The 25,101-nt window shown below is 72.8% G+C and carries 23 protein-coding genes; 13 read left to right on the forward strand and 10 right to left on the reverse strand.

Going from position 1 to position 25,101, the window contains the following annotated elements; all coding sequences use genetic code 11:
• Window positions 1–111: 111 nt before the first annotated feature.
• From ACH47X_RS05820 to ACH47X_RS05830, 3 genes are all read right to left on the reverse strand, one after another.
• Window positions 112–966, reverse strand: coding sequence for an LLM class flavin-dependent oxidoreductase (locus ACH47X_RS05820; protein ID WP_397402293.1), 855 nt, complete (start codon window positions 964–966; stop codon window positions 112–114).
• Window positions 966–1,556, reverse strand: a complete 591-nt coding sequence (locus tag ACH47X_RS05825) for a GNAT family N-acetyltransferase (protein WP_397402295.1) — start codon at window positions 1,554–1,556, stop codon at window positions 966–968. Before ACH47X_RS05825 ends, ACH47X_RS05820 begins: the two co-directional genes overlap by 1 nt.
• Window positions 1,557–1,691: 135 nt before the next feature.
• Window positions 1,692–2,150, reverse strand: coding sequence for a MarR family winged helix-turn-helix transcriptional regulator (locus ACH47X_RS05830; protein WP_397402297.1), 459 nt, complete (start codon window positions 2,148–2,150; stop codon window positions 1,692–1,694).
• Window positions 2,151–2,264: 114 nt separating this feature from the next.
• Between ACH47X_RS05830 and ACH47X_RS05835 the strand changes: the two genes are divergently transcribed.
• The 5 genes from ACH47X_RS05835 to ACH47X_RS05855 all read left to right on the forward strand — a co-directional run bounded on the left by ACH47X_RS05835 (window position 2,265) and on the right by ACH47X_RS05855 (window position 7,129).
• Window positions 2,265–3,722 carry an MFS transporter gene (locus ACH47X_RS05835; RefSeq protein WP_397402299.1) on the forward strand — a complete coding sequence of 486 codons (1,458 nt, stop codon included), beginning with the start codon at window positions 2,265–2,267 and terminating at the stop codon, window positions 3,720–3,722.
• A gap of 76 nt (window positions 3,723–3,798) precedes the next feature.
• Window positions 3,799–4,122 (forward strand): DUF2277 domain-containing protein, encoded by a 324-nt coding sequence (locus ACH47X_RS05840; RefSeq protein WP_036969584.1) that lies wholly within the window; start codon window positions 3,799–3,801, stop codon window positions 4,120–4,122.
• Window positions 4,123–4,247: 125 nt separating this feature from the next.
• Window positions 4,248–5,615 carry a cystathionine beta-synthase gene (locus ACH47X_RS05845; RefSeq protein WP_397402302.1) on the forward strand — a complete coding sequence of 456 codons (1,368 nt, stop codon included), beginning with the start codon at window positions 4,248–4,250 and terminating at the stop codon, window positions 5,613–5,615.
• A 33-nt stretch (window positions 5,616–5,648) separates the two neighbouring features.
• Window positions 5,649–6,824, forward strand: a complete 1,176-nt coding sequence (locus tag ACH47X_RS05850) for a cystathionine gamma-synthase (RefSeq protein ID WP_397402304.1) — start codon at window positions 5,649–5,651, stop codon at window positions 6,822–6,824.
• 47 nt (window positions 6,825–6,871) lie between these two features.
• A complete protein-coding gene (locus ACH47X_RS05855; RefSeq protein ID WP_020014591.1) occupies window positions 6,872–7,129 on the forward strand; it encodes a hypothetical protein in 258 nt (85 codons plus the stop codon).
• A gap of 24 nt (window positions 7,130–7,153) precedes the next feature.
• On the opposite strand, the gene ACH47X_RS05860 is transcribed toward ACH47X_RS05855, so the two are convergent.
• Window positions 7,154–7,399, reverse strand: a complete 246-nt coding sequence (locus ACH47X_RS05860) for a hypothetical protein (protein WP_397402306.1) — start codon at window positions 7,397–7,399, stop codon at window positions 7,154–7,156.
• A 141-nt stretch (window positions 7,400–7,540) separates the two neighbouring features.
• Between ACH47X_RS05860 and glgX the strand changes: the two genes are divergently transcribed.
• From glgX to ACH47X_RS05875, 3 genes are all read left to right on the forward strand, one after another.
• Window positions 7,541–9,691: a glycogen debranching protein GlgX gene (gene glgX / locus ACH47X_RS05865; protein ID WP_397402308.1), complete on the forward strand. Its 2,151-nt coding sequence runs from the start codon at window positions 7,541–7,543 to the stop codon at window positions 9,689–9,691.
• A gap of 94 nt (window positions 9,692–9,785) precedes the next feature.
• Window positions 9,786–11,522 carry a hypothetical protein gene (locus ACH47X_RS05870; RefSeq protein WP_397402310.1) on the forward strand — a complete coding sequence of 579 codons (1,737 nt, stop codon included), beginning with the start codon at window positions 9,786–9,788 and terminating at the stop codon, window positions 11,520–11,522.
• A 58-nt stretch (window positions 11,523–11,580) separates the two neighbouring features.
• Window positions 11,581–12,450 carry a PPK2 family polyphosphate kinase gene (locus ACH47X_RS05875; RefSeq protein WP_397402312.1) on the forward strand — a complete coding sequence of 290 codons (870 nt, stop codon included), beginning with the start codon at window positions 11,581–11,583 and terminating at the stop codon, window positions 12,448–12,450.
• Window positions 12,451–12,456: 6 nt separating this feature from the next.
• On the opposite strand, the gene zapE is transcribed toward ACH47X_RS05875, so the two are convergent.
• The 6 genes from zapE to gndA form a co-directional block, all read right to left on the reverse strand.
• Window positions 12,457–13,548, reverse strand: a complete 1,092-nt coding sequence (gene zapE / locus ACH47X_RS05880) for a cell division protein ZapE (protein WP_397402314.1) — start codon at window positions 13,546–13,548, stop codon at window positions 12,457–12,459.
• A 53-nt stretch (window positions 13,549–13,601) separates the two neighbouring features.
• Window positions 13,602–14,255 carry a hypothetical protein gene (locus ACH47X_RS05885; protein WP_397402316.1) on the reverse strand — a complete coding sequence of 218 codons (654 nt, stop codon included), beginning with the start codon at window positions 14,253–14,255 and terminating at the stop codon, window positions 13,602–13,604.
• Between the two features lie 15 nt (window positions 14,256–14,270).
• Window positions 14,271–14,693, reverse strand: a complete 423-nt coding sequence (locus tag ACH47X_RS05890) for a DUF805 domain-containing protein (protein WP_397402318.1) — start codon at window positions 14,691–14,693, stop codon at window positions 14,271–14,273.
• A 5-nt stretch (window positions 14,694–14,698) separates the two neighbouring features.
• Window positions 14,699–15,160, reverse strand: a complete 462-nt coding sequence (locus ACH47X_RS05895) for a DUF805 domain-containing protein (protein ID WP_036969573.1) — start codon at window positions 15,158–15,160, stop codon at window positions 14,699–14,701.
• Window positions 15,161–15,346: 186 nt separating this feature from the next.
• Window positions 15,347–16,648, reverse strand: a complete 1,302-nt coding sequence (locus ACH47X_RS05900; RefSeq protein ID WP_245605974.1) for a carboxylate--amine ligase — start codon at window positions 16,646–16,648, stop codon at window positions 15,347–15,349.
• Window positions 16,645–18,081, reverse strand: a complete 1,437-nt coding sequence (gndA, locus tag ACH47X_RS05905) for an NADP-dependent phosphogluconate dehydrogenase (protein ID WP_036969564.1) — start codon at window positions 18,079–18,081, stop codon at window positions 16,645–16,647. The genes ACH47X_RS05900 and gndA overlap by 4 nt, the downstream gene beginning before the upstream one ends.
• A 165-nt stretch (window positions 18,082–18,246) precedes the next feature.
• Between gndA and ACH47X_RS05910 the strand changes: the two genes are divergently transcribed.
• The 5 genes from ACH47X_RS05910 (at window position 18,247) to ACH47X_RS05930 (ending at window position 25,062) form a co-directional block, all read left to right on the forward strand.
• Window positions 18,247–18,915, forward strand: a complete 669-nt coding sequence (locus ACH47X_RS05910; protein ID WP_397402321.1) for a DUF3000 domain-containing protein — start codon at window positions 18,247–18,249, stop codon at window positions 18,913–18,915.
• Window positions 18,912–20,177, forward strand: a complete 1,266-nt coding sequence (locus ACH47X_RS05915) for an HRDC domain-containing protein (protein ID WP_397402323.1) — start codon at window positions 18,912–18,914, stop codon at window positions 20,175–20,177. Before ACH47X_RS05910 ends, ACH47X_RS05915 begins: the two co-directional genes overlap by 4 nt.
• A gap of 33 nt (window positions 20,178–20,210) precedes the next feature.
• Window positions 20,211–21,263: a lipid II:glycine glycyltransferase FemX gene (locus tag ACH47X_RS05920; protein ID WP_397402325.1), complete on the forward strand. Its 1,053-nt coding sequence runs from the start codon at window positions 20,211–20,213 to the stop codon at window positions 21,261–21,263.
• Window positions 21,264–21,654: 391 nt separating this feature from the next.
• On the forward strand, window positions 21,655–22,905 hold the full coding sequence (locus ACH47X_RS05925; protein WP_397402327.1) for a thiolase family protein: 1,251 nt from the start codon (window positions 21,655–21,657) through the stop codon (window positions 22,903–22,905).
• A 3-nt stretch (window positions 22,906–22,908) separates the two neighbouring features.
• Window positions 22,909–25,062 (forward strand): 3-hydroxyacyl-CoA dehydrogenase NAD-binding domain-containing protein, encoded by a 2,154-nt coding sequence (locus ACH47X_RS05930; RefSeq protein WP_397402329.1) that lies wholly within the window; start codon window positions 22,909–22,911, stop codon window positions 25,060–25,062.
• Window positions 25,063–25,101: the final 39 nt, after the last annotated feature.

The following is a 25,101-nucleotide window of genomic DNA, read 5'->3' on the forward strand; positions in this document are numbered from 1 at the left end:
GGCAGTCGGCAGTCGGCATCGAGATCGGCTCAGGCCTGGACCGATCTCGATGCCAACTGCCGAGTCCGCGGGGCAAACTGCCGCGCCTGCGGGGCAAACTGCCGCGTCCGCTCAGAGCCGCGGCGGGCCCGCCTCGACGCGGCGCAGCACCGCCGGCAGGGAGTACAGCTCCGGCGCGGTGTACCGGCCGCGTTCGTCCCACCAGGTCGCCCCGGCCGCGGCGAGCGGACCCACGACGTCGGCCGCGGCCTCCGGCGCGGTCAGCCCGCCGACGACGACGTCGTACGGGCCGGTCGCCTCGCGGTGCTCCGTGACGTACTCGGCGACCTCGCGCACCTCCTCGGGCGTCGGCGGCTCGCCGTGCCCGGACGCGAACAGCGGCACGACGCCGTCCCACCGCGCCGCGCGCCGGAACGGCCGGCGCGCGGGCCAGAACCCGCCCACCCACACCGGCGGCCGGGGCTGCTGCACGGTGGCCGGGAGGATCTCGACGTCGCGCACGCGGTAGTGCGGACCGTCGTGATCCACCCGCTCCCCCGCCCAGTAGCGGGCCAGCAGGCCGAGGCCTTCGTCGAGTCTCTCCGCGAGCACCACGGGGTCGGTCTCGTCGCCGAAGCTGCCGAACTCGTCCTCGACCGGCCCGCCCAGGCCCGCGCCGAAGACCACGCGCCCGCCGCTGAGGACGTCCAGCGTGGCGACCTGCCGGGCGAGCTGCTCGGGCCGGCGCCGTGCCACCGGGGTGACCAGCGTGCCCAGCCGGATCGTCGACGTCGCGAGCGCCGCGGCCGTGAGCAGCATCCACGGGTCGCCGAATGGCTGGCCGCGGCGCGCCGCCTTGTTGTGCACCACGTGGTCCCAGACGAACAGGCCGTCCCAGCCGGCGTCCTCGGCCGCGCGGGCCACGGTGGCGACGGCGCGGGCGTCGGCGAAGTCGCCGAAGTTGGGAACGTTGACCGAGAAGCGCATCAGCCCTCGCCCCCGGTGGCGGCGTCCCGCAGGTCGCTCAGGTGCCGCCACATGATCCGCAGCCCGACGTCGCCCAGCTCCGGGTGCCGGAACGCTCCCGGCGCGACGCCGAGGGTGACGAAGCCGAGGCTCTCGTACAGGTGGACGGCGGCGGCGTTCGTGTCGACCACGGCGTTGAACTGGATCGCGGCGAACCCCTCGCGGGCCGCCCACGCGATCATGTCCCGCACCAGGGCGCGGCCGGCTCCGGAGCCGCGCACCGCACGGTCGACCATGATGCTGCCCGACGCGATGTGGCTGCCCGGTCCCGGCCGGTTGGGGTACATGTTCGCGGTGCCGACCACGACGCCGTCGCGCACCGCGACCACCACGCGCCGCGGTACCTCCAGCCAGCCGGCGCGGGCGTCGGCCTCGCCCATGGCGGGGTCGTAGGCGAACGTGTCGGCGGCGCGGACGACCTCCTCGACGATGGGCCAGATGGCGGGCCAGTCCTCGGCGCCTGCCTCGCGCACGCTGGTCACGGGCTGGGCCCCGGCGTCGGGCACGGCGTCAGGGCGGGAGCCCGCTGTTGCATCACTGGGTGCGCTCATCCCCTCACCCTGCCGCACGCCCGCCCGACGCCGCCACGTCGATTCGGCGTCGAGCACAGCAGTTCCTGCCACGTGGGCCGTCTCCTGGCAGCGACTGCTGTGCTCGACACCGCCCGGGGACCGGGGCGGTGGGCGTCACGGCCGCGGCCAGTGGCGCTTCGAGCGGTCCTCGATGACGCGGTTGTAGCGCCCCAGCAGTTCGCCGAACCGGGCGCGGTCCGCCTCCGACCAGTCGTGCAGCAGCTCGGCCAGCAGCGCCCGGCTGGCCGCGCGCTCCTCGCCGAGCAGCCGGGCGCCCTCCGCGGAGAGCCGCAGCTTGCGGGCCTGCCCGCCGTCCGGGTCGTCGAAGCGCTCGGCCAGCCCGGAGCGGCGCAGCGCCGCCGTCTGCCGGTTCAGCGTCGAGACGTCGAGGCCGGTGGCGGCCGCGAGCTCGGCGAGGCTGGCAGGTCCCCCGGCGTCGAGCAGGCTGAGCAGCGTGTACGCGCTCTGGTCGAGCTGCCCGCCCTTGCGGCGCGTGCGGCCGGCGGGCAGCGCGGCCAGGTGCCGCCCGAACAGCATGCCCTCGTACTCGATCTCGTCGATCGCGGACGTCATCGTCGTCTTCCTCCGATCCTGCACCGGCTATTGCCTATGCATGATGCACAAGATATGGCATCCTGGGGCCGAACCCCAATGTGCATGATGCACAGCAATCTTTCGAGGAGACTCGTGACGACCACCGCGTCCCGCCCAGCGCCACCCCACGACACCGGGTCCACCGCCCCGGCGATCCACCCGAACCGCATCGTCGCCATCCTCGCGATCGGCGGCATCGTGGTCGCGATGACCCAGACCCTCGTGGTCCCGATCATCGCCTCACTGCCGACCATCTTCGACGCCCCGGCCTCCGACACGTCGTGGATCATCACGGTCACGCTGCTCGTCGGCGCCATCTGTACCCCCGTCTCCGGGCGGCTGGGCGACCTGTACGGCAAGAAGAGGATGATCCTGGTCTCGCTGGTGCCGCTGGCCCTGGGGTCGGCGATCTGCGCCGTGGCCACCACGGTCCCCGTCATGGTCACAGGCCGCGGCCTCCAGGGCCTGGCCACCGGGTTCATCCCGCTCGGCATCAGCATGCTGCACGACCTCCTGCCCAAGGAGCGCACCGCCGGCGCCATCTCCCTGATGAGCTCGTCGCTCGGCATCGGGGGCGCCCTCGGCCTGCCGTTCGCCGCCGCCGTCGCCGAGTTCGCGAGCTGGCGCATCCTGTTCTGGCTCATCGCCGTCTGCGCCGTCGTGGTCGGCGTCGTCGTCTGGCGGACGATCCCCGCCCCGGCCGCGGCAGCCAAGGTGCGCGCCCCGTTCGACTACGTCGGCGTGCTGGGCCTGGCCGCGGGCCTGGTGGCCCTGCTGCTCGCCGTCTCCAAGGGCGCCGAGTGGGGCTGGACGAGCCCGCTGGTGCTCGGCCTGTTCGCCGGCTCCGTGGTCGTGCTCCTCGCGTGGGGCTGGTGGGAGCTGCGCACGCGCGACGCCCTGGTCGACCTGCGCACCACCGCGCGCCCCGCCGTGCTGCTCACCAACCTGGCCTCGATCATGATCGGGTTCGCCATGTACGCGCAGTCGCTGATCCTGCCGCAGCTCATGCAGGCGCCGGCCGCGACCGGGTTCGGGCTGGGCCAGTCCATGCTGCAGATGGGCCTGTGGATGGCACCGTCGGGCATCGCGATGACCCTCATGTCGCCGGTGGGCGCACGGATCACCCGGGCCCGCGGGCCCAAGACGACGCTGGTGCTGGGCGGCCTCGTCATGGCGCTCGGCTACGGTCTGTCCACGCTGTTCATGGACACGCTCGTGGGCTTGTCGGCCACGGCGTTCGTCGCGGCGGCCGGCGTGGGCTTCGCCTACGGCGCGCTGCCCGCGATCATCCTCGGCTCCGTGCCCGCCTCCGAGAAGGCCGCCGCGAACGGCTTCAACGCTCTGATGCGGTCCATCGGCACCTCGGTGTCGGCCGCCGTGATCGGCGTGGTGCTGGCCCGGATGAGCACCACCTTCGGCGAGCACGCCCTGCCCACCGAGGACGGGTTCCGCGTGGCCCTGCTGCTCGGCTGCGGCATGGCCGTGGTGTCCGCGGCGATCGCCGCCACGATCCCGGTCAAGGGGCTGCGCGAGGTCACCGGCGGTCACTGAGCGCAGGCCGCGCTCGGCCCGCCCCTCGGACGGCGCCCCCCTCCCTCGGGGGCGCCGTCCGGCGTACGGTCTAAACATGTGCCGAAACATCACCACGCTGCGCGGCCTCGAACCGGCCGCCACCGACGAGGAGATCACCGCCGCCGCGCTGCAGTTCGTGCGCAAGGTCACGGGCGTGACCAAGGTGAGCGACGCCACCCGCGACCCGGTGGAGCGCGCCACCGAGGAGATCGCGGACATCGTGACGCGCCTGCTCGACGAGCTGCCCGAGCGCCGCCAGCCGCCCAAGACCGTGCCGCCGCTCCGCCGGGCCGAGGTCCAGGCGCGGATCGCGCAGCGCATCAAGGAGCGTGAGGAGCACGAACGCATGCACGAGCTGGGCATCGCGCACTCGCACTGAGCGGCCCTCGCCGCTACAGTTGCGGCGTGCTCGCACACCTCTCCTGTTGCTGTCACTGACCACCCACCCCGGTTCGTCAGTCCCCCACGCGCGCCGTCGCGCGTGCAGAACAGGAAGAGAAACAGGTGCAGTACGTCAATTCTGTCGTTGACCTCGTCGGCAACACCCCGCTGGTCCGGCTCACCCACGTGACCGAGGGCGTCACCCGCGCCACCGTGCTGGTCAAGCTCGAGTACCTCAACCCCGGGGGCTCCTCCAAGGACCGCATCGCGGGCCGCATCATCGACGCCGCGGAGCGCGAGGGCAAGCTCCTGCCCGGCGGCACCATCGTCGAGCCCACGTCGGGCAACACCGGCGTCGGCCTCGCCCTGGTGGCCCAGCAGCGCGGCTACCGCTGCATCTTCGTGCTGCCTGACAAGGTGGGCGAGGACAAGCGCAACGTCCTGACGGCGTACGGCGCCGAGGTGGTCGTGACGCCGACGGCGGTCGCGCCCGACAGCCCCGAGTCGTACTACTCGGTGAGCGACCGGCTGGTGCGCGAGATCCCCGGTGCCTTCAAGCCCGACCAGTACTCCAACCCGAACGGCCCCCGGTCGCACTACGAGACCACGGGCCCGGAGATCTGGCGGGACACCGACGGCCGCGTGACGCACTTCGTGGCCGGCGTCGGCACCGGTGGCACCATCACCGGCACCGGCCGCTACCTCCGAGAGGTCTCGGGCGACCGGGTGCGCATCGTCGGCGCGGACCCCGAGGGGTCGGTCTACTCCGGCGGCACCGGCCGCCCGTACCTCGTCGAGGGCGTGGGCGAGGACTTCTGGCCGTCCGCCTACGACCCGAGCGTGCCGCACGAGATCATCGCGGTGAACGACGCCGAGTCGTTCGCGATGACCCGCCGGCTCGCCCGCGAGGAGGGCATCCTCGTGGGCGGTTCCAGCGGCATGGCCGTCGTCGCCGCCCTGCGGGCCGCCCGCGACCTCACCGAGGACGACGTCGTGGTGGTCCTGCTGCCCGACGGCGGCCGCGGCTACCTCGGCAAGATCTTCAACGACACCTGGATGCGGTCCTACGGGTTCGCGCCCGCCATCGAGGACCACACCGTCGCGGAGGTGCTGGCCGCCAAGGCCGACCGCACCCCGCCCCTGCTCTACGTGCACCGGACCGACACGGTGCGGGAGGCCATCGACCGGATGACCCGGTCCGGCGTCTCCCAGCTGCTCGTGCTGACCGCGGAGCCGCCCGTGGTGCTCGGCGAGATCGCCGGCGCCGTGCACGAGGACGAGCTGCTCGACGGGGTGTTCGCCGGCAAGGCGAACCTGTCGGACGAGGTGGGCGGGCTCATCGGCCGCCCCCTGCAGCTCATCGGCGTCAACGAACCGGTAGGGACGCTGCGCGCGGCCCTCGCCGACGAGACCGCGCTGCTCGTGACCGACGGCGGCAAGGCCCTCGGCGTGGTGTCCCGCTCCGACCTGCTCGACTACCTCGCGGTCTGAACCGCTCGCACACCTTCGAAGAGAGACCTGACCATGACCGACGCCCGACCGAGCCGTTTCGACACGCTCGCCATCCACGCGGGACAGCACACCGACCCGACCACGGGTGACGCGATCCCCGCCATCCACGTCACCTCCACGTACGCGCAGGACGGCATCGGCGGCCTGCGCGACGGGTACGAGTACTCGCGCGGCGGCAACCCGACGCGCACGGCCCTTCAGGAGCAGCTCGCGGCGATCGAGGGCGGCGCGCACGGCATCTCGTTCGCGTCCGGTCTGGCCGCCGAGGACGCGCTGCTGCGCGCCGTCGTCGCCCCCGGCGACCACGTGCTGGTGCCGAACGACGTCTACGGCGGCACGCACCGCCTGATCCGCACCGTGCACGGCAAGGCGGGCGTGGCGCACACGACCGTGGACACCGCCGACCTAGACGCCGTGCGGGCCGCGATCCGGCCGGAGTCCAAGGTGCTGTGGGTCGAGACGCCGTCGAACCCGCTGATGAAGATCAGCGACATCCCCGCGCTCGCCGGGCTGGCGCACGAGAACGGCCTGCTCCTGGTGGTCGACAACACGTTCGCCTCCCCCGCGCTGCAGCGCCCGCTCGACCTGGGCGCCGACGTCGTGGTGCACTCCACGACCAAGTACCTCGGCGGGCACTCCGACGTCGTGGGCGGCGCCGTCGTCGTGGGGGCGGGGGCCGACGAGCTCGCGGAGCAGGTGCGCTACGTGCAGTTCGCCGCGGGCGCCGTCTCCGGCCCGTTCGACGCGTTCCTGACCACGCGCGGCATCAAGACGCTGTCGGTGCGCATGCAGCGCCACTCCGAGACGGCGCAGACCCTCGCGGAACGCCTGGTGCACCACCCCGCCGTCGCGCGCGTGCTGTACCCCGGCCTGCCGGACCACCCGGGGCACAAGGTCGCGGCGCACCAGATGTCACGGTTCGGCGGCATGATCTCGCTCGACCTGGCGGGCGGCGAGGCCGCCGCGCGCACGTTCGCGGAGTCGACCGAGGTGTTCCTGCTGGCCGAGTCGCTCGGCGGCGTGGAGTCGCTGGTCAACTACCCGAGCGCGATGACCCACGCGTCGGTGCGGGGCACGGAGGCCGAGGTCTCGCCGTCGATCGTGCGCCTGTCGGTGGGCCTGGAGGACGTGACGGACCTGCTGGACGACGTGCTGCAGGCCCTGGACCGCACGCACGCGGCCCACTGAGCCCGCCCGGCCGAACTAAGGTGGGGGCCGTGACCGAACATGCCCCCGTGAGCGCCGTGATGCACCGCGCCAAGGCGGACGCCCGCGCCTCCCACGTCACCGTGGGGCAGGTGCGGCACCTGCCCGGCGCCCGCGAGGAGATCGACTGCTCCTGCGGCATGACGCTCACGAACGGCCCCCACTGGTCGCTCGACGAGCACATCCGGCTGCACCGCGCCGAGGCGCGCTACCTCGCGCTCAGCGAGGTGGCGCCCGCGGGCATGCCGCGGCTCATCCCGGTGGGACCGGAACGGCTGCCCCGCTGAGGCGAACCGCCTCAGAACCGGGCCTCAGAGCTCGTCAGGGTCGTCCCAGGAGACACCGCTCGACGCGCCCGAGATGGGGTCGAGCTCGCAGCCGGCCAGGTTGCGCGGCGCCTTGGAGACGTCGCCGCCGCCGAGCAGGCCGCGGCGGGTCGCGACGCGGCGGACGGCCGACGGCGCGATGTGGGCGTAGGAGGCGTTGGACTCGTCGATGAGGTCGGTCGGGACCGAATCGGCAGAGTCACTGGTGGACTGGGGTTCCGCCGTGATCATGGCCTCATCTTCGCAGGGATCGGCCGATTCGCACATCCGCTTGGCACAGTATTTTGAATTCTCGTCAAAGCCTCCACGACCACGGCACGCCCACCACAGCATCTCCCCCCGCCCGCCGCGCGGGGGTGCCATGATCGTCCGATGCAAACCTGGCCCGGCCGCCCGTACCCCCTCGGCGCGACCTTCGACGGCACGGGGACGAACTTCGCGCTCTACTCCTCGGTCGCGCAGCGGGTCGAGCTGTGCCTCCTGGCGGACGACGACTCCGAGACCCGCATCGAGGTCACCGAGGCCGACGCGCACGTGTGGCACGTCTACCTGCCCGGCGTCGGCCCCGGGACGCGGTACGGGTACCGCGTGCACGGGCCGTACGACCCGAAGTCGGGCCACCGCTGCAACCCGGCCAAGCTGCTGCTGGATCCGTACGCCAAGGCCGTGGACGGCGACCTCGACGCCGACCCGTCGCTGTTCTCCTACCCGTTCTCGGACGTGGAGCAGGCCACGACGGGCACCACGCCCGACGCCGCCGACTCCCTGGGCCACACGATGGTCTCCGTGGTGGTCAACCCGTTCTTCGACTGGGGGCACGACCGCCCGCCGGACACGCCGTACCACGAGACCGTGATCTACGAGGCGCACGTCAAGGGCCTGACCATGCGGCACCCCGACGTACCGGAGGAGCTGCGCGGCACGTATGCGGGGCTGGCCCACCCCGCGATCATCGAGCACCTGACCGACCTGGGTGTCACGGCCATCGAGCTCATGCCGGTGCACCAGTTCGTCACCGACCCGTCGCTGGCCGCCAAGGGGCTGACCAACTACTGGGGCTACAACACGATCGGGTTCTTCGCCCCGCACAACGGGTACGCGGGCTACGGCAGCCGCGGCCAGCAGGTCATGGAGTTCAAGGCCATGGTCAAGGCGATGCACGAGGCCGGCATCGAGGTGCTGCTCGACGTCGTCTACAACCACACCGCCGAGGGCAACCACCTGGGCCCCACCCTGGGCTTCCGCGGCATCGACAACGCCGCCTACTACCGGCTGGTCGACGGCGACGAGGCGCACTACTTCGACACCACCGGCACGGGCAACTCGCTGCTCATGCGCTCCCCCGCGGTGCTGCAGCTCATCATGGACTCGCTGCGGTACTGGGTCGAGGAGATGCACGTCGACGGGTTCCGCTTCGACCTGGCGGCCACGCTGGCCCGGCAGTTCCACGAGGTCGACCGGCTGAGCGCATTCTTCGACATCGTGCACCAGGACCCGGTGATCTCCCAGGTCAAGCTGATCGCCGAGCCGTGGGACCTGGGCGACGGCGGCTACCAGGTGGGCGGGTTCCCGCCGCTGTGGACGGAGTGGAACGGTCGCTATCGCGACACAGTGCGCGACTTCTGGCGCGGCGAGCCGGCCACGCTGCCCGAGTTCGCCTCCCGGCTGACGGGGTCCAGCGACCTGTACGAGCACAGCGGCCGCATGCCCAGCGCGTCCATCAACTTCGTCACGGCGCACGACGGCTTCACGCTCGCCGACCTCACCTCGTACAACGACAAGCACAACGAGGCCAACGGCGAGGACAACCAGGACGGCGAGAACCACAACCGGTCCTGGAACTGCGGCGTCGAGGGCCCCACCGACGACGCCGAGGTGGCCGAGCTGCGCGCCCGCCAGCGTCGCAACCTGCTGGTGACCCTCATGCTCAGCCAGGGCGTGCCGATGATCGCGCACGGCGACGAGCTCGGACGCACCCAGCAGGGCAACAACAACGCCTACTGCCAGGACAACGAGCTCTCCTGGGTGGACTGGGGCGGCCCCGACGGGCTGGACGCCGAGCACGCCGCGCTCCTGGACTTCGCCCGGCAGGCGGTCCGCCTACGTCGCGAGCACCCGATCCTGCACCGCCGGAGGTTCTTCGACGGGCAGGTCTCCCCGGGGGCGGCGGGCGGCCCGGCGGACATCGAGTGGCTGGACCTGACGGGCGCACGGATGGACGACACGGACTGGAACCAGTCCTACGCCCGCACCGTGACCGTGTTCCTCAACGGCGACGCGATCACGGAGACCGGCAGGCGCGGCGAGGCCGTGGTCGACGACTCCTTCCTGCTGCTGCTCAACGCCCACTACGAGGACCTGGGCTTCACCCTGCCGCCCGCCGCCTACGGGTCGTCCTGGACCGTGGTCCTGGACACGGACGGCAGCGCCGAGCCGGGAACCACGCTCCAGGCCGGCACGGGTCTGTCCGTGACTGCTCGCAGCGTGGTCGTACTGACTCGCCCATCCGGAACACCGGGCTAGGCTGTCGGCCGTGACCGGACCGAGGAGTGGAACCGGAGGCAGCACCCCACCGCCCCGACCTGGCCCTGACATGCCTGTTCCCGGGCCCAGACCGGTGGTGTGGGCACCGCGCGCCCGCATCATCGAGGTGCTCGTGCCGTACGACCCGTACGAGGAGCCCGAGCACATGCCGCTGCGTCTCGTGGGCGCGGGCGAGCCCGGGTACTGGGGCGCCGACAGCGTGCTCGGGCACGGCACCGACTACGGGTACTCCGTGGACGGCGGCCCGCTGCTGCCCGACCCCCGCAGCGTGTGGCTGCCGCAGGGCATCCACGGGCCCACCCGGGTGTTCGACCCCGCCTTCGAGTGGACCGACGGCTCCTGGTCGCCGCCCGACCTGTCCACGAGCGTGCTCATGCACCTGGACGTGGAGACCTTCACTCCCGACGGCACGCTGGACGCCGCGGCGGAGCTGCTGCCCACCATCGCAGGGCTCGGCGTGGACGGCGTCGAGCTCGCGCCGGTCGCGGCCTTCGACCCGGCACGCGGCCCGGCCCGCGGCGTGCGCCTCTACTCCGTGCACGAGCCGTACGGCGGCCCGCGCGCCCTGCAACGGTTCGTCGACGCCGCGCACGCCGAGCGGCTCGCCGTCGTGCTGGACATCCCGTACCGCTGGGCCGTGGCCGACGAGCTCGGCCTGGAGGCCTACGGTCCCTACCTGACGGGCGGCGGTGGCCGGCCGCGCGTGCAGCGGCCCGACTTCGGCGACGCGGGCGAGCACGCCCTGCAGGCCATGCGCCCGCGCACCGGCCAGGTGCCGCTCGACCGGCCGCGTACCGGCCCCATCCAGCTCCGCACCGGCCAGGTGCCCACGATCGGCACCCGGGCCGGCAAGGTGCCGTCCTCGCCGACGGTGCGCACCGACTACGTGGGCGACCGCATCAACCTCGACGGGAGCGGCAGCCGCGGGCCACGGGACTTCCTCGTGGACGACGCGCGGCACTGGCTGCGCGAGTACCACGTCGACGGCCTCGTGCTCGACGTCGACGCGCTCGTGGACCGCTCCCCCACGCCGTTCCTCGGCGAGCTCGCCGACTACGTCGTGGGCCTGGGCGAGCAGCTCGACCGCCGGTTCAGCCTGCTCGTGGACGGCCCCGGCCGCAGCGACCGCCTCACCTCGATCCTGCTGCGCATCCTGTCCGGTCCCGGCAAGACCGAGGACATCCAGGCCCTGCAGATGCTCGCCGACCTGGTGCACCCCTCCGTGCGCCGCGCCACCCGCCAGAACGGTGGACGGCGCAACCGCGTGCGGGCCGGGGCAAGCGTGGTGGAGGACATCACCCGGCTGCCCGCCGCCCAGCTCACTGTGCCGTGGGCGGGCGAGGAGAGCCCCGCCACGGCCCTGCTGGGCGTGGACGACGTCGACATCCGGGCCAGCGTGCTCGCGACCGTCCTGCTCGCGGGCAACCCCCTGGTGCTGGACACCGTGCACGTGCCGGTGGTGCCGCGCAGCGCCAACGAGCAGCGCCTGGTGCGCTGGGCGCACGACCTGATCGGCATCCGGCACGCCATCGCCGACGAGCTGGACCTCCCCCTGGAGATCCGGTCCACCGCCGACCGGTCGGTCATCGCGGTGCTGCGGGGCAGCCTGGCGTTCGTGCTGAACACGGGCCACGGCCTGGCCGCCCTGCGGCTCGGCAGCCTGCTGCGCCCGGCCGAGGGAGCCAGCCGGGCACCGCTGCCGGGTGCCTTCCGGCTGGCGGCGGCGTGGGAGCCCGGCGCGACCCGCCTGGTGGGCGACACGCTGACCGTGCCGCCGCGCATGACCGCCGTGCTGCGCGCAGAGGTCTGACCTGGGATTCTGAGGTTCGGTGACCGGCGGCCGCCGGCCGGGCTCGAGGAGGCGTCCGATGGCGAAGGATCCGGCACGGAAGGCGGGCCGCTGGACGACCCCGGCCGACGAGGCGCTGCGGTGGGTGCGCGGCACCGACCTGACCACCCTGGACCCGGCGGGCACGCCCGGCTGGACCGGCACGCGGGCCGACGGCGAGAAGGAGATGACCGACCGCGGCGACGAGCTCGCAGATCTGCAGGAGCGCCTCTTCGCGCACGGTCGCACCGGCGGCGACCGATCCGTGCTGCTCGTGCTCCAGGGCCTGGACACGTCGGGCAAGGGCGGCATCGTGCGGCACGTGGTGGGCATGGTGGACCCGCAGGGCGTGATGCACCGCGGGTTCGGCGTGCCGACTCAGGAGGAGCGCGAGCGCGGGTACCTGTGGCGCATCCGCAACGCCCTGCCGCGGCCCGGCTACGTCGGCGTCTTCGACCGGTCGCACCACGAGCAGGTGCTGGTGGTGCGGGTGGACAAGCTGGAGCCGGAGGAGACCTGGCGCCGGCACTACGGCGAGCTGAACGAGTTCGAGGCCGAGGTGGCGAGCTCGGGCACCGAGATCGTCAAGGTGGCCCTCATGGTCTCGTCCGACGAGCAGAAGAAGCGCCTGGCCAAGCGCCTCGACCGGCCGGACAAGCACTGGAAGTACAACCCGAGCGACATCGACGTGCGGCTCAAGCTGCCGGAGTACCTCGCGGCCTACCAGGAGATGCTGGACCGCACGTCCACGGACGTCGCGCCCTGGTACGTGGTGCCCGCGGACCGCAAGTGGTACTCGCGCCTGGCCGTCACGGAGCTGCTGGCCGGGGCCCTGCGCTCGCTCGACCTGGGCTGGCCGCCCGCCGACTTCGACGTGGCGGCGGAGAAGGCACGGCTCGCTGCGACCTGACCCGGCTCAGTTCGGGCCAGGGACGAGCCTGCGCCCTTCCTCGGCCAGGGCGCCCAGCCGGGACAGCGCCCGGTAGTACTTCTTGCGGTACCCGCCGGCGAGCATCTCCTCGGTGAACAGCCCGCGGGTGTCGCCGGAGCCGGCGAGCAGCACGGGCACGTCGCGGTCGTACAGCCGGTCCACGAACACCACGAGGCGCAGCGCGACCGCCTGGGCGGTGACGGGGTGCACACCGGTCAGAGCGACCACGGAGACGCCGTCGAGCAGCGCGCCGTACCGGCTGGGGTGCACCGTGGCGAGGTGCTCCAGGAGGTCGTCGAACGCGTCGAGGGTGGCACCCGGGCGGGCCGCGGCGGCCGCGACCTCCGCGGCGCTCAGCGGCTCGGGGTCGGTGACGACGTCGCGGTGGCGGTAGTCCTCGCCGTCGACCCGCAGGGTCTCGAAGCGGTCGGACAGGGCCTTGATCTCGCGCTGGAAGTCCTGCGCGGCGAACCGGCCCTCGCCCAGGGCGCCGGGCAGCGTGTTCGACGTCGCGGCGAGCGCCACACCGCGGTCGGCCAGCTCGCGCATGAGGCGGGACATCAGGGTCGTGTCGCCGGCGTCGTCGAGCTCGAACTCGTCGATGCAGACCAGCTTCTTCGCGGCCAGCGCCTCGACGGTCGGCAGGAACCCGAGGGCGCCGACCAGGTTGGTGTACTCGACGAACGTGCCGTACGCGGCAGCACCCGATCCGAGGGCCGGGCCGGCAGCTTCCCCCACGGCGTGCGCGAGCGAGGTCAGCAGGTGCGTCTTGCCGACGCCGAAGCCGCCGTCGAGGTAGACGGCGGGGGCCGGCTGGCGGCGGGCGAACAGGCCGCGCCGGGGGGCGACGATCTGCTGGGCGATCTCCTGCAGCCGGTTCAGCGCGCGGCCCTGGCTGGGGTGCGCGGGGTTGGCGCGGTAGGTCGCGAAGCGGGCGGCGGCGAAGTGCCGCGGCGGGACGAGGTCGGTGACGAGCCGGTCGACGGGGACCTGCGGCCGGACGGCGCTGAGGGCTGCCCGGGTGGTGCGGGCGGCCTCGGTGGTCCGGGCGGTCTGGGTGTCGGCGGGGGCTGTCACGAAGCCAAAGATTACCGGCGCCCGGGGTCACCGGGCGGGCCACGAGAGCAACGTCACACGTGCGTGACCGGGGGCGCGGCGGCGTCGTCGAGCACCCCGCGCAGAGCCGTGACCACCTGGGCCGTCGTCCGGGTCTGGGCCGGGTCGGCGTTGCGGTCATCGCCCGCGACGGCGTGGTCGATGACGAGCTCATGGAACCGGACGGCACCGGACGGCGCCTGTTCCGCCTCCAGGCGCAGCACCTGGACCAGCATCGCGAGCCCGGCCCCGGTGACGCAGATCGCGCCGGACCCGGCCATGGGCTCCCGGGACGCGGCGCCGTTGAGCACCACGTAGGGGTCGCCCGGCCCGAGCAGCGGGGCGAGCGCGCGGGCGACGTCGAGGTGTGCGGTGAGGTGGGAGGCCAGCGTCGCCGTCCACCGGTCCGGGTCCTCGTCGAGCAGGGCGGCGCCCTTGTGCCAGCCGCCGATCGACGCCACGACGGCGCCGGGCAGCGGCAGGCCGTCCCGCGCGCAGACGTCGCGGACGGCGTCGGGCAGGGTGGCGGCCCGCTCGTAACCGACGGGCACGACGCCGTCGCCGGCGTCCGGCAGCGGGTGTCGCGCGGCGGCGAGCACGGCGTGCCCGCCGGCAGCCAGGCCGCGTGCGACCCGGCTGCCGACGTATCCGCTGGCCCCGACGACGAGGACGGGGCGGGGGCTGGTCATGCGGTTCAGACTAGGTCAGACCGTGACCGGCCGCGGCACTGCCCTGGGGTCGGGCCCGAACCGGTTGGGTCCGGGCTCGCCCGGCAGGGCCAGCAGCACGATGATGACGATCCCGCCCACGAACGGTACGAGGCACAGCAGGTAGAACCAGCCGGACTTCCCGGTGTCGTGCAGGCGCCGGACGCCGGCCGCGACCAGCGGGACGAACGCCCCGAGCGCCACGACCCCGACGAGCGCCGAGCCGATCGAACCGAGCACGCCCGGCTCCTGCGTGACCGGGTCCATCATGATCAGGGCCGGGAGCAGGAGCGCCACGAAGATCACGGCGTTCACGATCGCTAGCCCCAGGTAGAAGAGCCAGTACTCGGCGGCCCGGGCCCGGCCGGTGAAGACGCCGTACTTGCGCAGGCAGGTCCGGACGGCCTCGACGAGGGTCACGTGGGTCAGACCGCCGCGGCGGCGTCGACGGCCTTGGGGTCCGGGCCGTACTGGTTCGGGCCCGGGGTGCCGGCGGAGGCGCCCCACACGATGATCAGGATGAAGTTGACGACCGGGATCAGGAGCAGGAACGCCAGGGCGCCCGGCTTGTCGGTGTCGTGCAGGCGGCGCACGATGACGGCGAGCGTCGGCAGCAGCAGCGCGAGCGCGACCAGCGAGACCACGAGGTAGCCGGCGGTCAGGGAGCCCGGCATGGCGGGGATCGGCGCGGCGGGGTCGCCGGCCATGGCGTACTCCATGGTGGCCGTCGTGTAGGCCGTGAGGCCCGGCACGATGAGCGCGAAGTAGAGCACGCTCTCGACGATGGCCACGGCCAGGTAGTACCACCAGAACTCGGAGCGCCGGGCACGGCCGCTGAACGTGGCGTACTTCGACAGCACGGTCCGGATGGACTCGATGAACGACATCAGGAAAAAGCCTCTCTCACGGTTCTTACCGGAAATCTCCAGCAAGTGCGCACATAGTGTCCCGATCCGTCAATCGGTACGCAAGGCTTAAATCTGGGCAGAAGTACCCATGGGTGAGAAAGTCCCGGAACACGTCAGACGCTCAGGTCACCATGGTGACCTGAGCGTCTGACACGTTGGTGCGGCTCAGTAGCCCGTCGCGGTCGGCTCCGGGTAGTACTGGGCGTACTTGCGGCGGTAGTTCTGCGTGATCGCCTCGACGATGAGCCGGCGCTTGAGGCCGGAGTCGGCGTCGTACTTCAGCGGGTTGACCACGTCGCCGCTCGCCTTGAGCGCCTTGAGCCGTGACTTCAGCTCGGGGTCGAGCACGTACTTGGACAGCAGACCGAACGGCACCACGGTGTACAGCACCTCGCGTACCGCGCGCACGGCGCGGATCGGGCGGCGCAGCACCCAGTCCTCGACCAGCACGCGGGCCACGTTGGCCCCGCCCGCGGTCACGTAGTAGTTGTTCCGCCCGATCCGGGGGTTCACCTCGAAGTACACGTGCTTGCCCGTGCGCGGGTCCAGCTTGTAGTCGAAGTTCGCGAACCCCACGTAGCCCGTCAGGTCGAGGAACCTCGTGGCCGCGTCCATGGCGTCGTCGTACGGCTCGACCAGGATCGCCGCCGGGATGCCGAGCGTGCCCGGCGTGTGCTCCTCGAGGAGCACCCGGCCCGTCGCCAGGAGCGTCACCTCACCCGACGTGTCGCGGTACGCGGTCAGGGACCGCATCTGCGTCTCGTCGCCCGGGATGAACTCCTGCACCAGGAACGTGCCCGGGTACTCGGCGTCGGCCAGGTGGCCCAGGATCACGTCGAGCTCCTCGCGGGAGTCGATGTGGTGGATCTTCGCCTTGCCCGGGAAGTCCACGTAGTACCACTCGGCGCTGTTGGACGGCTTGCCGACCACCGGGTACTGCAGGTCCACCGCGAGCGCCGGCAGCGCGGCGCGGCCGCCCTCGGCCACCAGCTTGGCGACGTCGACCGGCACGGTGCGCGGCGTCGGGATGCCGAGCTGGTCGCAGACCTGGGCGAAGCCCTCCTTGCTGCTGACCTGCTCCAGCACCGGGAGCGACGGGTACGGCAGCACATAGCCCGCCGCCTCCAGCCGCTCCCGGTTCAGGATGACCGTGCGCACGTGCCAGTCGGCATTGGTGAGCAGCACGAGCGTCTTGTCCCGGTGCTGCTGCGCGATGCCCTCCAGCGTGGAGAGGAACACGTCCACCTCGTCCAGGCCGGGCACCACCACGTTCTCGGCGATCGCCGAGTCCTGCATGGCGCGGGTGGCGACCTTGGACAGCACGACGGCGCGCGTGCGGTACTGCTCGTGGAACGCGCGCACCAGGGCGTACATCCCGACGTCGCCGCCGATCCCCACCACCAGCATCTCGGGAGCGGCCTGCTCCCCTCCGCCTACCTGCCCCTGCTCCGCGGGGAAACCCCTCACGCCTCGGCCTCCGTGCGGTCGCCGGACCACTCGGTGTGGAACGTGCCCTCGCGGTCCACGCGCTTGTAGGTGTGGGCGCCGAAGAAGTCGCGCTGCGCCTGCACCAGGGCAGCCGGGAGCCGCTCGGCGCGGACGCCGTCGTAGTACGCCAGGGACGAGGAGAACGCGGGCGTGGGCACGCCGTTCTGTGCCGCGCCGGCGACGACGCGGCGCCAGGCGGGCAGGCCGCTCGCGACGGCGTCGGTGAAGTACGGGTCGGCGAGCAGCAGCGGCAGGTCCGCGTCACGCTCGTAGGCCTCGGTGATGCGGTTGAGGAACCGGGCGCGGATGATGCAGCCGCCGCGCCAGATGCGGGCCATGGCGCCCCGGTCGATGTCCCAGCCGAACTCCGCGGCGGCCGCGGCGATCTGGTCGAAGCCCTGCGAGTAGGCGACGACCTTGGAGGCGTACAGGGCCTGGCGCACGTCCTCGATGAACGCGTCCCGGTCCTTGACCTCCCAGGCCTGCACGTGGGCGGGCAGGCTGGCCCGCCCGGCCGCGCGCTGCGGCACCGAGCCGGACAGGGCACGAGCGAACGTGGCCTCGGCGATGCCGGTGATGGGCACGCCCAGGTCGAGGCCGTTCTGCACCGTCCAGCGGCCGGTGCCCTTCTGTTCGGCCTGGTCCAGCACGATGTCGACGAACGCCTTGCCGGTCTCGGCGTCCACGTGCTGCAGCACGTCGGCGGTGATCTCGATGAGGAACGACTCCAGGTCGCCCGTGTTCCACTGCGCGAAGATCTCGCCGATCTCCGCCGCCGAGGCACCCAGGCCCTGGCGCAGCAGGTCGTACGCCTCGGCGATGAGCTGCATGTCGGCGTACTCGATGCCGTTGTGCACCATCTTGACGAAGTGCCCGGCGCCGTCGGAGCCCACGTAGGTGCAGCACGGGGTGCCGTCCACCTTCGCGGAGATGTCCTCCAGGATGGGCCCGAGCGAGGCGTAGGACTCACGGGTGCCGCCCGGCATGATGGACGGGCCGTTCAGCGCGCCCTCCTCGCCGCCGGACACGCCGGTGCCGACGAAGTGCAGGCCGTGCTCCTTGAGCGCCGCCTCGCGCCGGATCGTGTCCGGGAAGTGGGCGTTGCCGGCGTCGACCACGATGTCGCCCTCCTCGAGGAGGGGGATCAGCTCGTCGATGACGGCGTCCGTGGGACCGCCGGCCTTGACCATGATGACGACCTTGCGGGGCCGCTCGAGCGAGGCGACGAAGTCGGCCATCGACTCGGACGGGACGAAGTTGCCGTCGTCACCGTGCTCCGCGACCAGCGACTCGGTCTTCGCGTACGAACGGTTGTGGATAGCCACCGTGTACCCGTGACGTGCGAAGTTGCGCGCGAGGTTGCGACCCATCACCGCCAGGCCGGTGACGCCGATCTGTGCTGTGCCAGACACGTTCTTGCTCCTTCTGCAGTGGAAACGGAGCGGCGTGCGCCGAGCGCGCGCCGCGACCCGCTGCCAGCCTAGTGCCCTGGCTCACTTCGCCACCGCGCAGATCACGATGCGGCGACGACCGCGCGCCTCCGCCTGCCGGCCCCGCGGCCGACGTACGGTGAACGGGTGACCAGCGGCCCGCCCACCGGGGTACCCGTCGACTTCGCAGCAGCCCTCGCCGACCTGCGGAGCGCGGCCCTGCGTGCCGAGGTGCGCCTCACGGAGATCCCCGCACCACGCCGGGTGGCGCCGTTCAGCGTGGCCCTGTCGGGCGACGTCCTGCCCGCCGCGCCGCCCGGACCCCGCGGCGCGGACCTGCGCGACGAGCACGACCACGACGTCGACCCGCTGGCCACGGGCCGGTTCGTCGTCCTGCACGACCCCGCGGGCCAGGAGGCGTGGCACGGCACCTTTCGCGTGGTGACGCTGGTGCGCGCCACGCTGGAGCCCGAGATGGCCGCCGACCCCCTGCTGGCCGACGTCGCCTGGTCCTGGGTGGGCGAGTGCCTCGAGACCGCGGGCCTCACCCCGGGCACCGACACCCTGGCCGACGGCGGCACCGTCACCCGGGTGCTGTCGCAGAGCTACGGCGCCCTGGAGGGCACGCCGGGCGCGGTGGACCTGGAGATCCGGGCGTCGTGGACGCCCGTCGGCACGCGGCTCGGCACGCACCTGCGGGCGTGGGCGGCGCTGCTGACGACGGCGGCGGGCGTGCCTCCGCTGCCCGAGGGCGTCGCGGCTCTCACCAGGCGTTTTACCGACCGATCCAGGCAACGCCATACGGTAGGTCCATGACCACCACGGAGCGAGGAGTCCCTGCGGAGACATCACCGCCCGTGCCGGCACCCGTCACCCCACTGACCGAGCCCGCCGACGGGCTGCCCGACGTCGTGGCGACACCAGGGGCCTTCGCACGGGTCGTCGAGGCGTTCGCCGGAGGGTCGGGGCCCGTGGCCGCCGACGCCGAGCGGGCTTCCGGGTACCGGTACGGCCAGGCGACCTACCTGGTCCAGGTGCGACGCGAGGGTGCGGGCACGGCACTGATCGACCCGGTCGGCGTGCCGGACATGTCGGCGCTCGGCGCTGCCGTGGGCGACGCCGAGTTCGTGCTGCACGCCGCCTCGCAGGACCTGCCCGGGCTCGCCGCGCACGGCCTGCACCCGGCGCGGGTCTTCGACACCGAGCTCGCGGCGCGGCTGCTCGGCATGGAGCGCGTGGGTCTGGCCGCCGTCGTCGCCGAGGTGCTCGGCCTCGGTCTGGCCAAGGAGCACTCGGCCGTGGACTGGTCCACCCGCCCGCTGCCGGAGGACTGGCTGCGGTACGCCGCGCTCGACGTCGAGGTGCTCGTCGAGCTGCGCGACCGCCTCGCCGAGCGGCTGCAGGCCGCCGGCAAGTCGGAGTGGGCCGCCCAGGAGTTCGAGGCGGTGCGCACCGCCGCACCCCCGGCGCCCCGGGTGGACCCGTGGCGCCGCACGTCAGGCATGCACGTGCTGCGCAACCCGCGCCAGGTCGCCGCCGTGCGGGCCCTGTGGGTGGCGCGGGACGCGAGCGCGCAGGCGCGCGACATCTCTCCGGGCCGGGTGCTGCCCGACCGCGCGATCGTCGCGGCCGCCAAGGCCATGCCCAAGACCGCGGGCCAGCTCGTGGCGCTGCCCGAGTTCGCGGGCAAGGGCACCAAGCGCCGTGCCGCGTACTGGCAGAAGGCCATCGACGAGGCGCGCGCCCTGCCGGACGCCGAGCTGCCGACCGTGCGGGGCCCGCGCTCCGACGGCCCGCCGCCGCCACGCACCTGGGGCGACCGCGACGCCGTCGCGGCGCGCCGCCTGAGCCTGGCGCGCGAGCTCGTCACGGCGCTGTCGGCGGAGCTGAACGTCCCCGTGGAGAACCTGCTGCAGCCCGACGCGCTGCGCCGGCTGTGCTGGACACCACCCGCGACCCCCGACGCCGCCGGGATCGCCGAGTTCCTGCAGGGCCGGGGCGCTCGCGAGTGGCAGACGGGGCTGCTGGCACAGCCCCTGGAGCGGGCGTTCGCGCAAGCCGCACAGGAGCCGGTGTGAAAGCCCCACGCCGACCCCAGTAGAGTCGTCCCCATGCCAGCCCTGTCGGAGCCCATCACGCTCGCCGTCGACGTCGTCACCGATCCTTCGACCTGGGACCGGGAGGTGCTCGCCCTCGGCGGCCACCCCCTCCAGCTGTGGGGCTGGGGCGAGGTCAAGGCGGCCGGGAACTGGCGTGCGCACCGCCTGCGCGTCACCGAGGACGGCTCCACCGTGGGCCTCGCGCAGCTCCTGGTGCGGCCGCTGCCGGCCCAGTTCCGGGCGCTGTCCTACGTGCCGCGCGGCCCCGTCGTCGCGCACCACGACGGCGAGACCGCGCAGGCCGTGTTCGGCGTGGGCGACACCGCCACGCGCAACGCCGTGACCAACACCGTGGTGGAGTGGGCGCGCGAGAACGTGGGCGGCGTCGGCATCACCATCGAGCCGGACTGGCCCGCGGGCACCCAGCTCGACCTCAACGGCCGGCGCTACGCGCCCAACCAGATCCTCATCCCGAGCACGCTCATCCTGGACCTCACCCGGCCCGCGGACGAGCTGATGGCGGACATGCGCAAGTCGACGCGGTACGAGATCCGCAAGGGCGGCCGCGCGGGCCTGGACATCCGCCGCGTCACGGAGGACGCGGAGGTGCTGCGTGTGCTCGACGTCTACAAGGAGACCGCCCAGCGCGCGGGCTTCGCCATCCACGCCGACGAGTACTACCTGGACGTCAACCGGAAGCTCGGCGACAAGTCGGTGCTGGTGGCCACCTACATCGACGACGCGCCGGCGTGCTTCGCGTGGTGCGTGAACTCGGCCAGCACGTCGTTCCTGCTGTACGGCGGCGGCAACGACGCGGGCCGCAAGGCCACCGCCACCGCGCCGACGTACTGGCGCACCATCGAGATCGCCCGCGAGCAGGGCCTGGTGCGGTACGACATGAACGGCCTGCTCAACGACGGCATCAGCGACTTCAAGAAGAGCTTCGCGAAGCACACCGACGAGCTCGTGGGCTCGATCGACGTCTCGTTCTCGCGCTGGTACACGACGTGGAACAGCGCGCTGCCGACGGCCAAGAAGGTCGTCCGCAAGCTCCGCGGCAACTGAGGAGGCGTGCCGCCGGGCGGCGCGCGCCGGCACGCCTCGGTCGGGTGATCGGTAGAAGGCCGGGTGATCGGTAGAAGGTCAGGTGGTCGGTAGCTCGGGCTGCCGACCACCTGACCTTTTGCCGACCGCTCGGCCGCGCCTTGCCGCGCGCCCCGCCGCACCCGCCGCACCCGCCGCACCCGCCGCGCGCCCCGCGCGCCCCGCGCGCCCCGCGCGCCCCGCCGCACCCGCCGCGCCCGCCGCACACCCCGCGAGACCGCGTTTCAGAAGCCCCCGGACCGGGTCTCACATCGTGCGTGCTTTTTACCGGTACTCGCGGTAGCGTGTATCTCGATCCAGCGGCGTCGCACATCGGACGCCGCCGTCCCGAAAACCCCCAGGAGTCCTGCTGATGACCGCAGCCCCGGAAACACCGCGCGCCCGCCGCGCCGTCCGCGACGTCGTCTTCGTCGACGGCGCCCGCACGCCCTTCGGCAAGGCCAAGCCCGACGGCATGTACGCGCAGACGCGTGCCGACGACCTGATCGTGAAGGTGGTGCGCGAGCTGCTGCGGCGCCACCCCGAGCTCCCCCCGGAGCGGATCGACGAGGTGGCCATCGCCGCCACCACCCAGCAGGGTGACCAGGGGCTCACCCTCGGCCGCACCGTCGGCATGCTCGCCGGCCTCCCCCAGTCCGTGCCGGGCTACGCCATCGACCGCATGTGCGCCGGCGCCATGACGGCCGCCACCACCACCGCCGCGGGGATCGCCATGGGCGCCGCCGACGTCGTGATCGCGGGCGGCGTGGAGCACATGGGCCGCCACCCGATGGGCTTCGACGCCGACGTCAACCCCCGGTTCGTGGCCGAGAAGCTCGTGGACCCGCAGTCGCTGAACATGGGCGTCACTGCGGAGAACCTGCACGACAAGTTCCCGCAGCTCACCAAGGAGCGCGCCGACCGGTTCGCCGTCGAGTCGCAGGCCAAGTACGCCAAGGCGCTGGCCAACGGGAACATCGACCCGGACCTGGTGCCGGTCGCCGTCCGCTCGGCGGAGCTGGGCTGGGGCCTGGCCACCACGGACGAGCTGCCCCGCCCGGAGACCACCTTCGAGTCCATCCAGGGCCTCAAGACGCCGTTCCGCCCCGGCGGCCGGGTCACTCCGGCGACGTCGTCCCCGCTGACCGACGGCGCCACCGCCGCGATCCTCGCCTCGGGCGACGTCGCGGCCGAGCTGGGCCTGCCCGCGAAGATGCGGCTCGTCTCCTACGGGTACGCCGGCGTGCCGCCGGAGATCATGGGCTACGGCCCGGTGCCCTCCACGGAGAAGGCGCTCAAGGCCGCGGGCCTGACCATCGACGACATCGGCCTGTTCGAGCTGAACGAGGCCTTCGCCGTGCAGGTGCTCTCGTTCCTGGACCACTACGGCATCGCCGACGACGACCCGCGCGTGAACCCGTACGGCGGCGCGATCGCCATGGGTCATCCGCTGGCGAGCTCGGGCGTGCGCCTCATGACGCAGCTCGCGCGCCACTTCGAGCAGCACCCCGAGGTCCGGTACGGGCTCACCGCCATGTGCGTGGGCCTGGGCCAGGGCGGCAGCGTCATCTGGGAGAACCCGCACCACGCCGACTACTCCGGCCACACGGACGAGGAGAACTGACCCGTGACCGAGAACTCTTCGACGACGACGTTCACCGAGCGCGTCACCCACGCGCTGGTCCGCGACGTCCAGCTCCCCGGCGGCGCCGGCGTGCTCGCGCTGGTCACGCTCGACAACGGCCTGGACCACACCAAGCCGAACACGCTCGGGCCGGGCGGCATGGCCGAGCTGCGGGCCGCCCTGGAGACCGTGCGCGGCCGCGCCGAGGCCGGCGAGATCGCCGCCGTCGGCGTGACGGGCAAGCCGTACTTCCTCGCGGCGGGCGCCGACCTCAAGGGCGTGACCACGCTGAGCGGCCACGACGAGGCCGTCGAGCTGGGCCGCATGGGCCACGCCGCTTACACGATCCTGGGCGACCTGCGCGCCACCACCGGGGTGCCGACCTTCGCGTTCGTGAACGGCCTGGCGCTCGGCGGCGGCCTCGAGGTCGCACTGAACTGCGACTACCGCACCGTGGCGTCCGACGCCGCCGCGCTCGGCCTGCCCGAGACCGGCATCGGCCTGGTGCCCGGCTGGGGCGGCGCCTACCTCGTGCCGCGCCTGGTCGGCGTGGAGAAGGCGATCGAGGTCATCCTGACCCGCCCGGCGGCGAACAAGCCGTACAAGCCGGCCGAGGCCCTGCAGATCGGCCTGGTGGACGCGCTGTTCGAGGCCGCCGACTTCCTGGAGCAGTCCATCATCTGGGCCGCGAAGGTCGTCACCGGCGAGATCGAGGTGCCCCGCCGCGAGCTGGACCCGCAGCCCGTGTGGGACGCCGTGATCGGCGCCGCCAAGGCGCAGCTCGACGCCGTTGTCGGCACCTCGCGCCCCGCCCCGGGCCGCGCGCTGGAGCTGATCGCGGGTGCCCGCGACGCCGCGAAGACGGACGCGTTCGCGGCCGAGGACGAGGCGCTGGCGGACCTCATCATGTCCGACGAGATGCGCGCCAGCATCTACGCGTTCAACCTCGTGGGCGCCGGCAAGAAGCCCGCGGGCGCGCCGGACCCGAAGCTCGCGCGGCCCATCACCCGCGTCGGCGTCGTGGGCGCGGGACTGATGGCCGCGCAGATGGCGTTCCTGTTCGCGCAGCGGCTCGGCGTGCCCGTCGTCATGCGCGACCTGGACCAGGAGCGCGTGGACAAGGGCCTGGCCTTCGTCCGCGAGACGGCCGAGAAGCTGGCCGGCCGCGGGCGCCTGACGCCGGAGGCCGCCACCCGCATCGTCGCCTCGGTGAGCGGCACCACGGACATCGGCGAGTTCGCCGCGTGCGACTTCGTGATCGAGGCCGTCACCGAGGTCATGGGGCTCAAGAAGAAGGTGTTCGCCGAGCTGGAGGGCATCATCTCGCCCGAGGCGATCCTGGCCACCAACACCTCGGCGCTGTCCGTCACCGAGATGGCCGCCGACCTGGCCCACCCCGAGCGCGTGGTCGGCATCCACTTCTTCAACCCGGTGGCCCAGATGCCGCTGGTCGAGGTGATCAACGCCGAGCACACCTCCGACGAGGCGCTGGCCACGGCGTTCGCCGTCACCAAGAAGCTGCGCAAGACCGCGGTCCTGGCGGGCGACCGCCCGGGCTTCGTGGTCAACCGGCTGCTGCTGCTGGTGATGGGCAAGGTCATGGACGCCATCGAGAACGGCACGCCGGTCGACGTCGCGGACCGCGCGCTCGCGCCGCTCGGCTTCCCGATGCCGACGTTCGAGCTGCTGGACCTGGTGGGCCCGGCCGTCGGCCTGCACGTGCTCACCTCGCTGCGCGAGGACCTGGGCGACCGCATCCCGGCCTCCCCCGGCCTGCAGAAGCTCGTGGCCGACGGCACCCGCGTGGTGCTCGACGCACCCGCCAAGGGCCTGCCCAAGCCCGTCGACCCGGCCATCCAGGCCGTGTTCGGCGAGGCGCTCGTCGCGGGCGAGACGGGCCGCCACGGCCAGGTCGTGCTCGACGGCGACGGCGTGCTGGACGCGGTGCTCACCACGCTGACCACCGAGATCGGTCTCATGCTGGAGGAGGGCGTCGTGCCCTCGCCGCAGCAGATCGACCTCGCGATGATCCTGGGCGCCGGCTGGGGCTTCCACACGGGCGGCATCACGCCGTACCTGGACCGCACCGGCTACAGCGAGAAGGTGCTGGGCAGGCGGTTCCTGCCCGACGGCGTGGCGAACGTGCCCGCCGTCTAGGCAGCAGACAGGCAGCGCCTGACCTGGCCCGACCCGGGC

Origin of the sequence: Promicromonospora kroppenstedtii, assembly GCF_044389675.1 — a bacterium.
Lineage (GTDB): Bacteria > Actinomycetota > Actinomycetes > Actinomycetales > Cellulomonadaceae > Promicromonospora > Promicromonospora kroppenstedtii.

What these genes read in the sequence shown, in the direction of transcription:
- ACH47X_RS05820 (WP_397402293.1), bottom strand. Translation starts at nt 966, where the DNA reads ATGCGCTTCTCGGTCAACGTTCCCAACTTCGGCGACTTCGCCGACGCC.
- ACH47X_RS05825 (WP_397402295.1), bottom strand. Translation starts at nt 1,556, where the DNA reads ATGAGCGCACCCAGTGATGCAACAGCGGGCTCCCGCCCTGACGCCGTG.
- ACH47X_RS05830 (WP_397402297.1), bottom strand. Translation starts at nt 2,150, where the DNA reads ATGACGTCCGCGATCGACGAGATCGAGTACGAGGGCATGCTGTTCGGG.
- ACH47X_RS05840 (WP_036969584.1), top strand. Translation starts at nt 3,799, where the DNA reads ATGTGCCGAAACATCACCACGCTGCGCGGCCTCGAACCGGCCGCCACC.
- ACH47X_RS05850 (WP_397402304.1), top strand. Translation starts at nt 5,649, where the DNA reads ATGACCGACGCCCGACCGAGCCGTTTCGACACGCTCGCCATCCACGCG.
- ACH47X_RS05860 (WP_397402306.1), bottom strand. Translation starts at nt 7,399, where the DNA reads ATGATCACGGCGGAACCCCAGTCCACCAGTGACTCTGCCGATTCGGTC.
- glgX (WP_397402308.1), top strand. Translation starts at nt 7,541, where the DNA reads ATGCAAACCTGGCCCGGCCGCCCGTACCCCCTCGGCGCGACCTTCGAC.
- ACH47X_RS05875 (WP_397402312.1), top strand. Translation starts at nt 11,581, where the DNA reads ATGGCGAAGGATCCGGCACGGAAGGCGGGCCGCTGGACGACCCCGGCC.
- ACH47X_RS05885 (WP_397402316.1), bottom strand. Translation starts at nt 14,255, where the DNA reads ATGACCAGCCCCCGCCCCGTCCTCGTCGTCGGGGCCAGCGGATACGTC.
- ACH47X_RS05895 (WP_036969573.1), bottom strand. Translation starts at nt 15,160, where the DNA reads ATGTCGTTCATCGAGTCCATCCGGACCGTGCTGTCGAAGTACGCCACG.
- ACH47X_RS05915 (WP_397402323.1), top strand. Translation starts at nt 18,912, where the DNA reads ATGACCACCACGGAGCGAGGAGTCCCTGCGGAGACATCACCGCCCGTG.
- ACH47X_RS05920 (WP_397402325.1), top strand. Translation starts at nt 20,211, where the DNA reads ATGCCAGCCCTGTCGGAGCCCATCACGCTCGCCGTCGACGTCGTCACC.
- ACH47X_RS05925 (WP_397402327.1), top strand. Translation starts at nt 21,655, where the DNA reads ATGACCGCAGCCCCGGAAACACCGCGCGCCCGCCGCGCCGTCCGCGAC.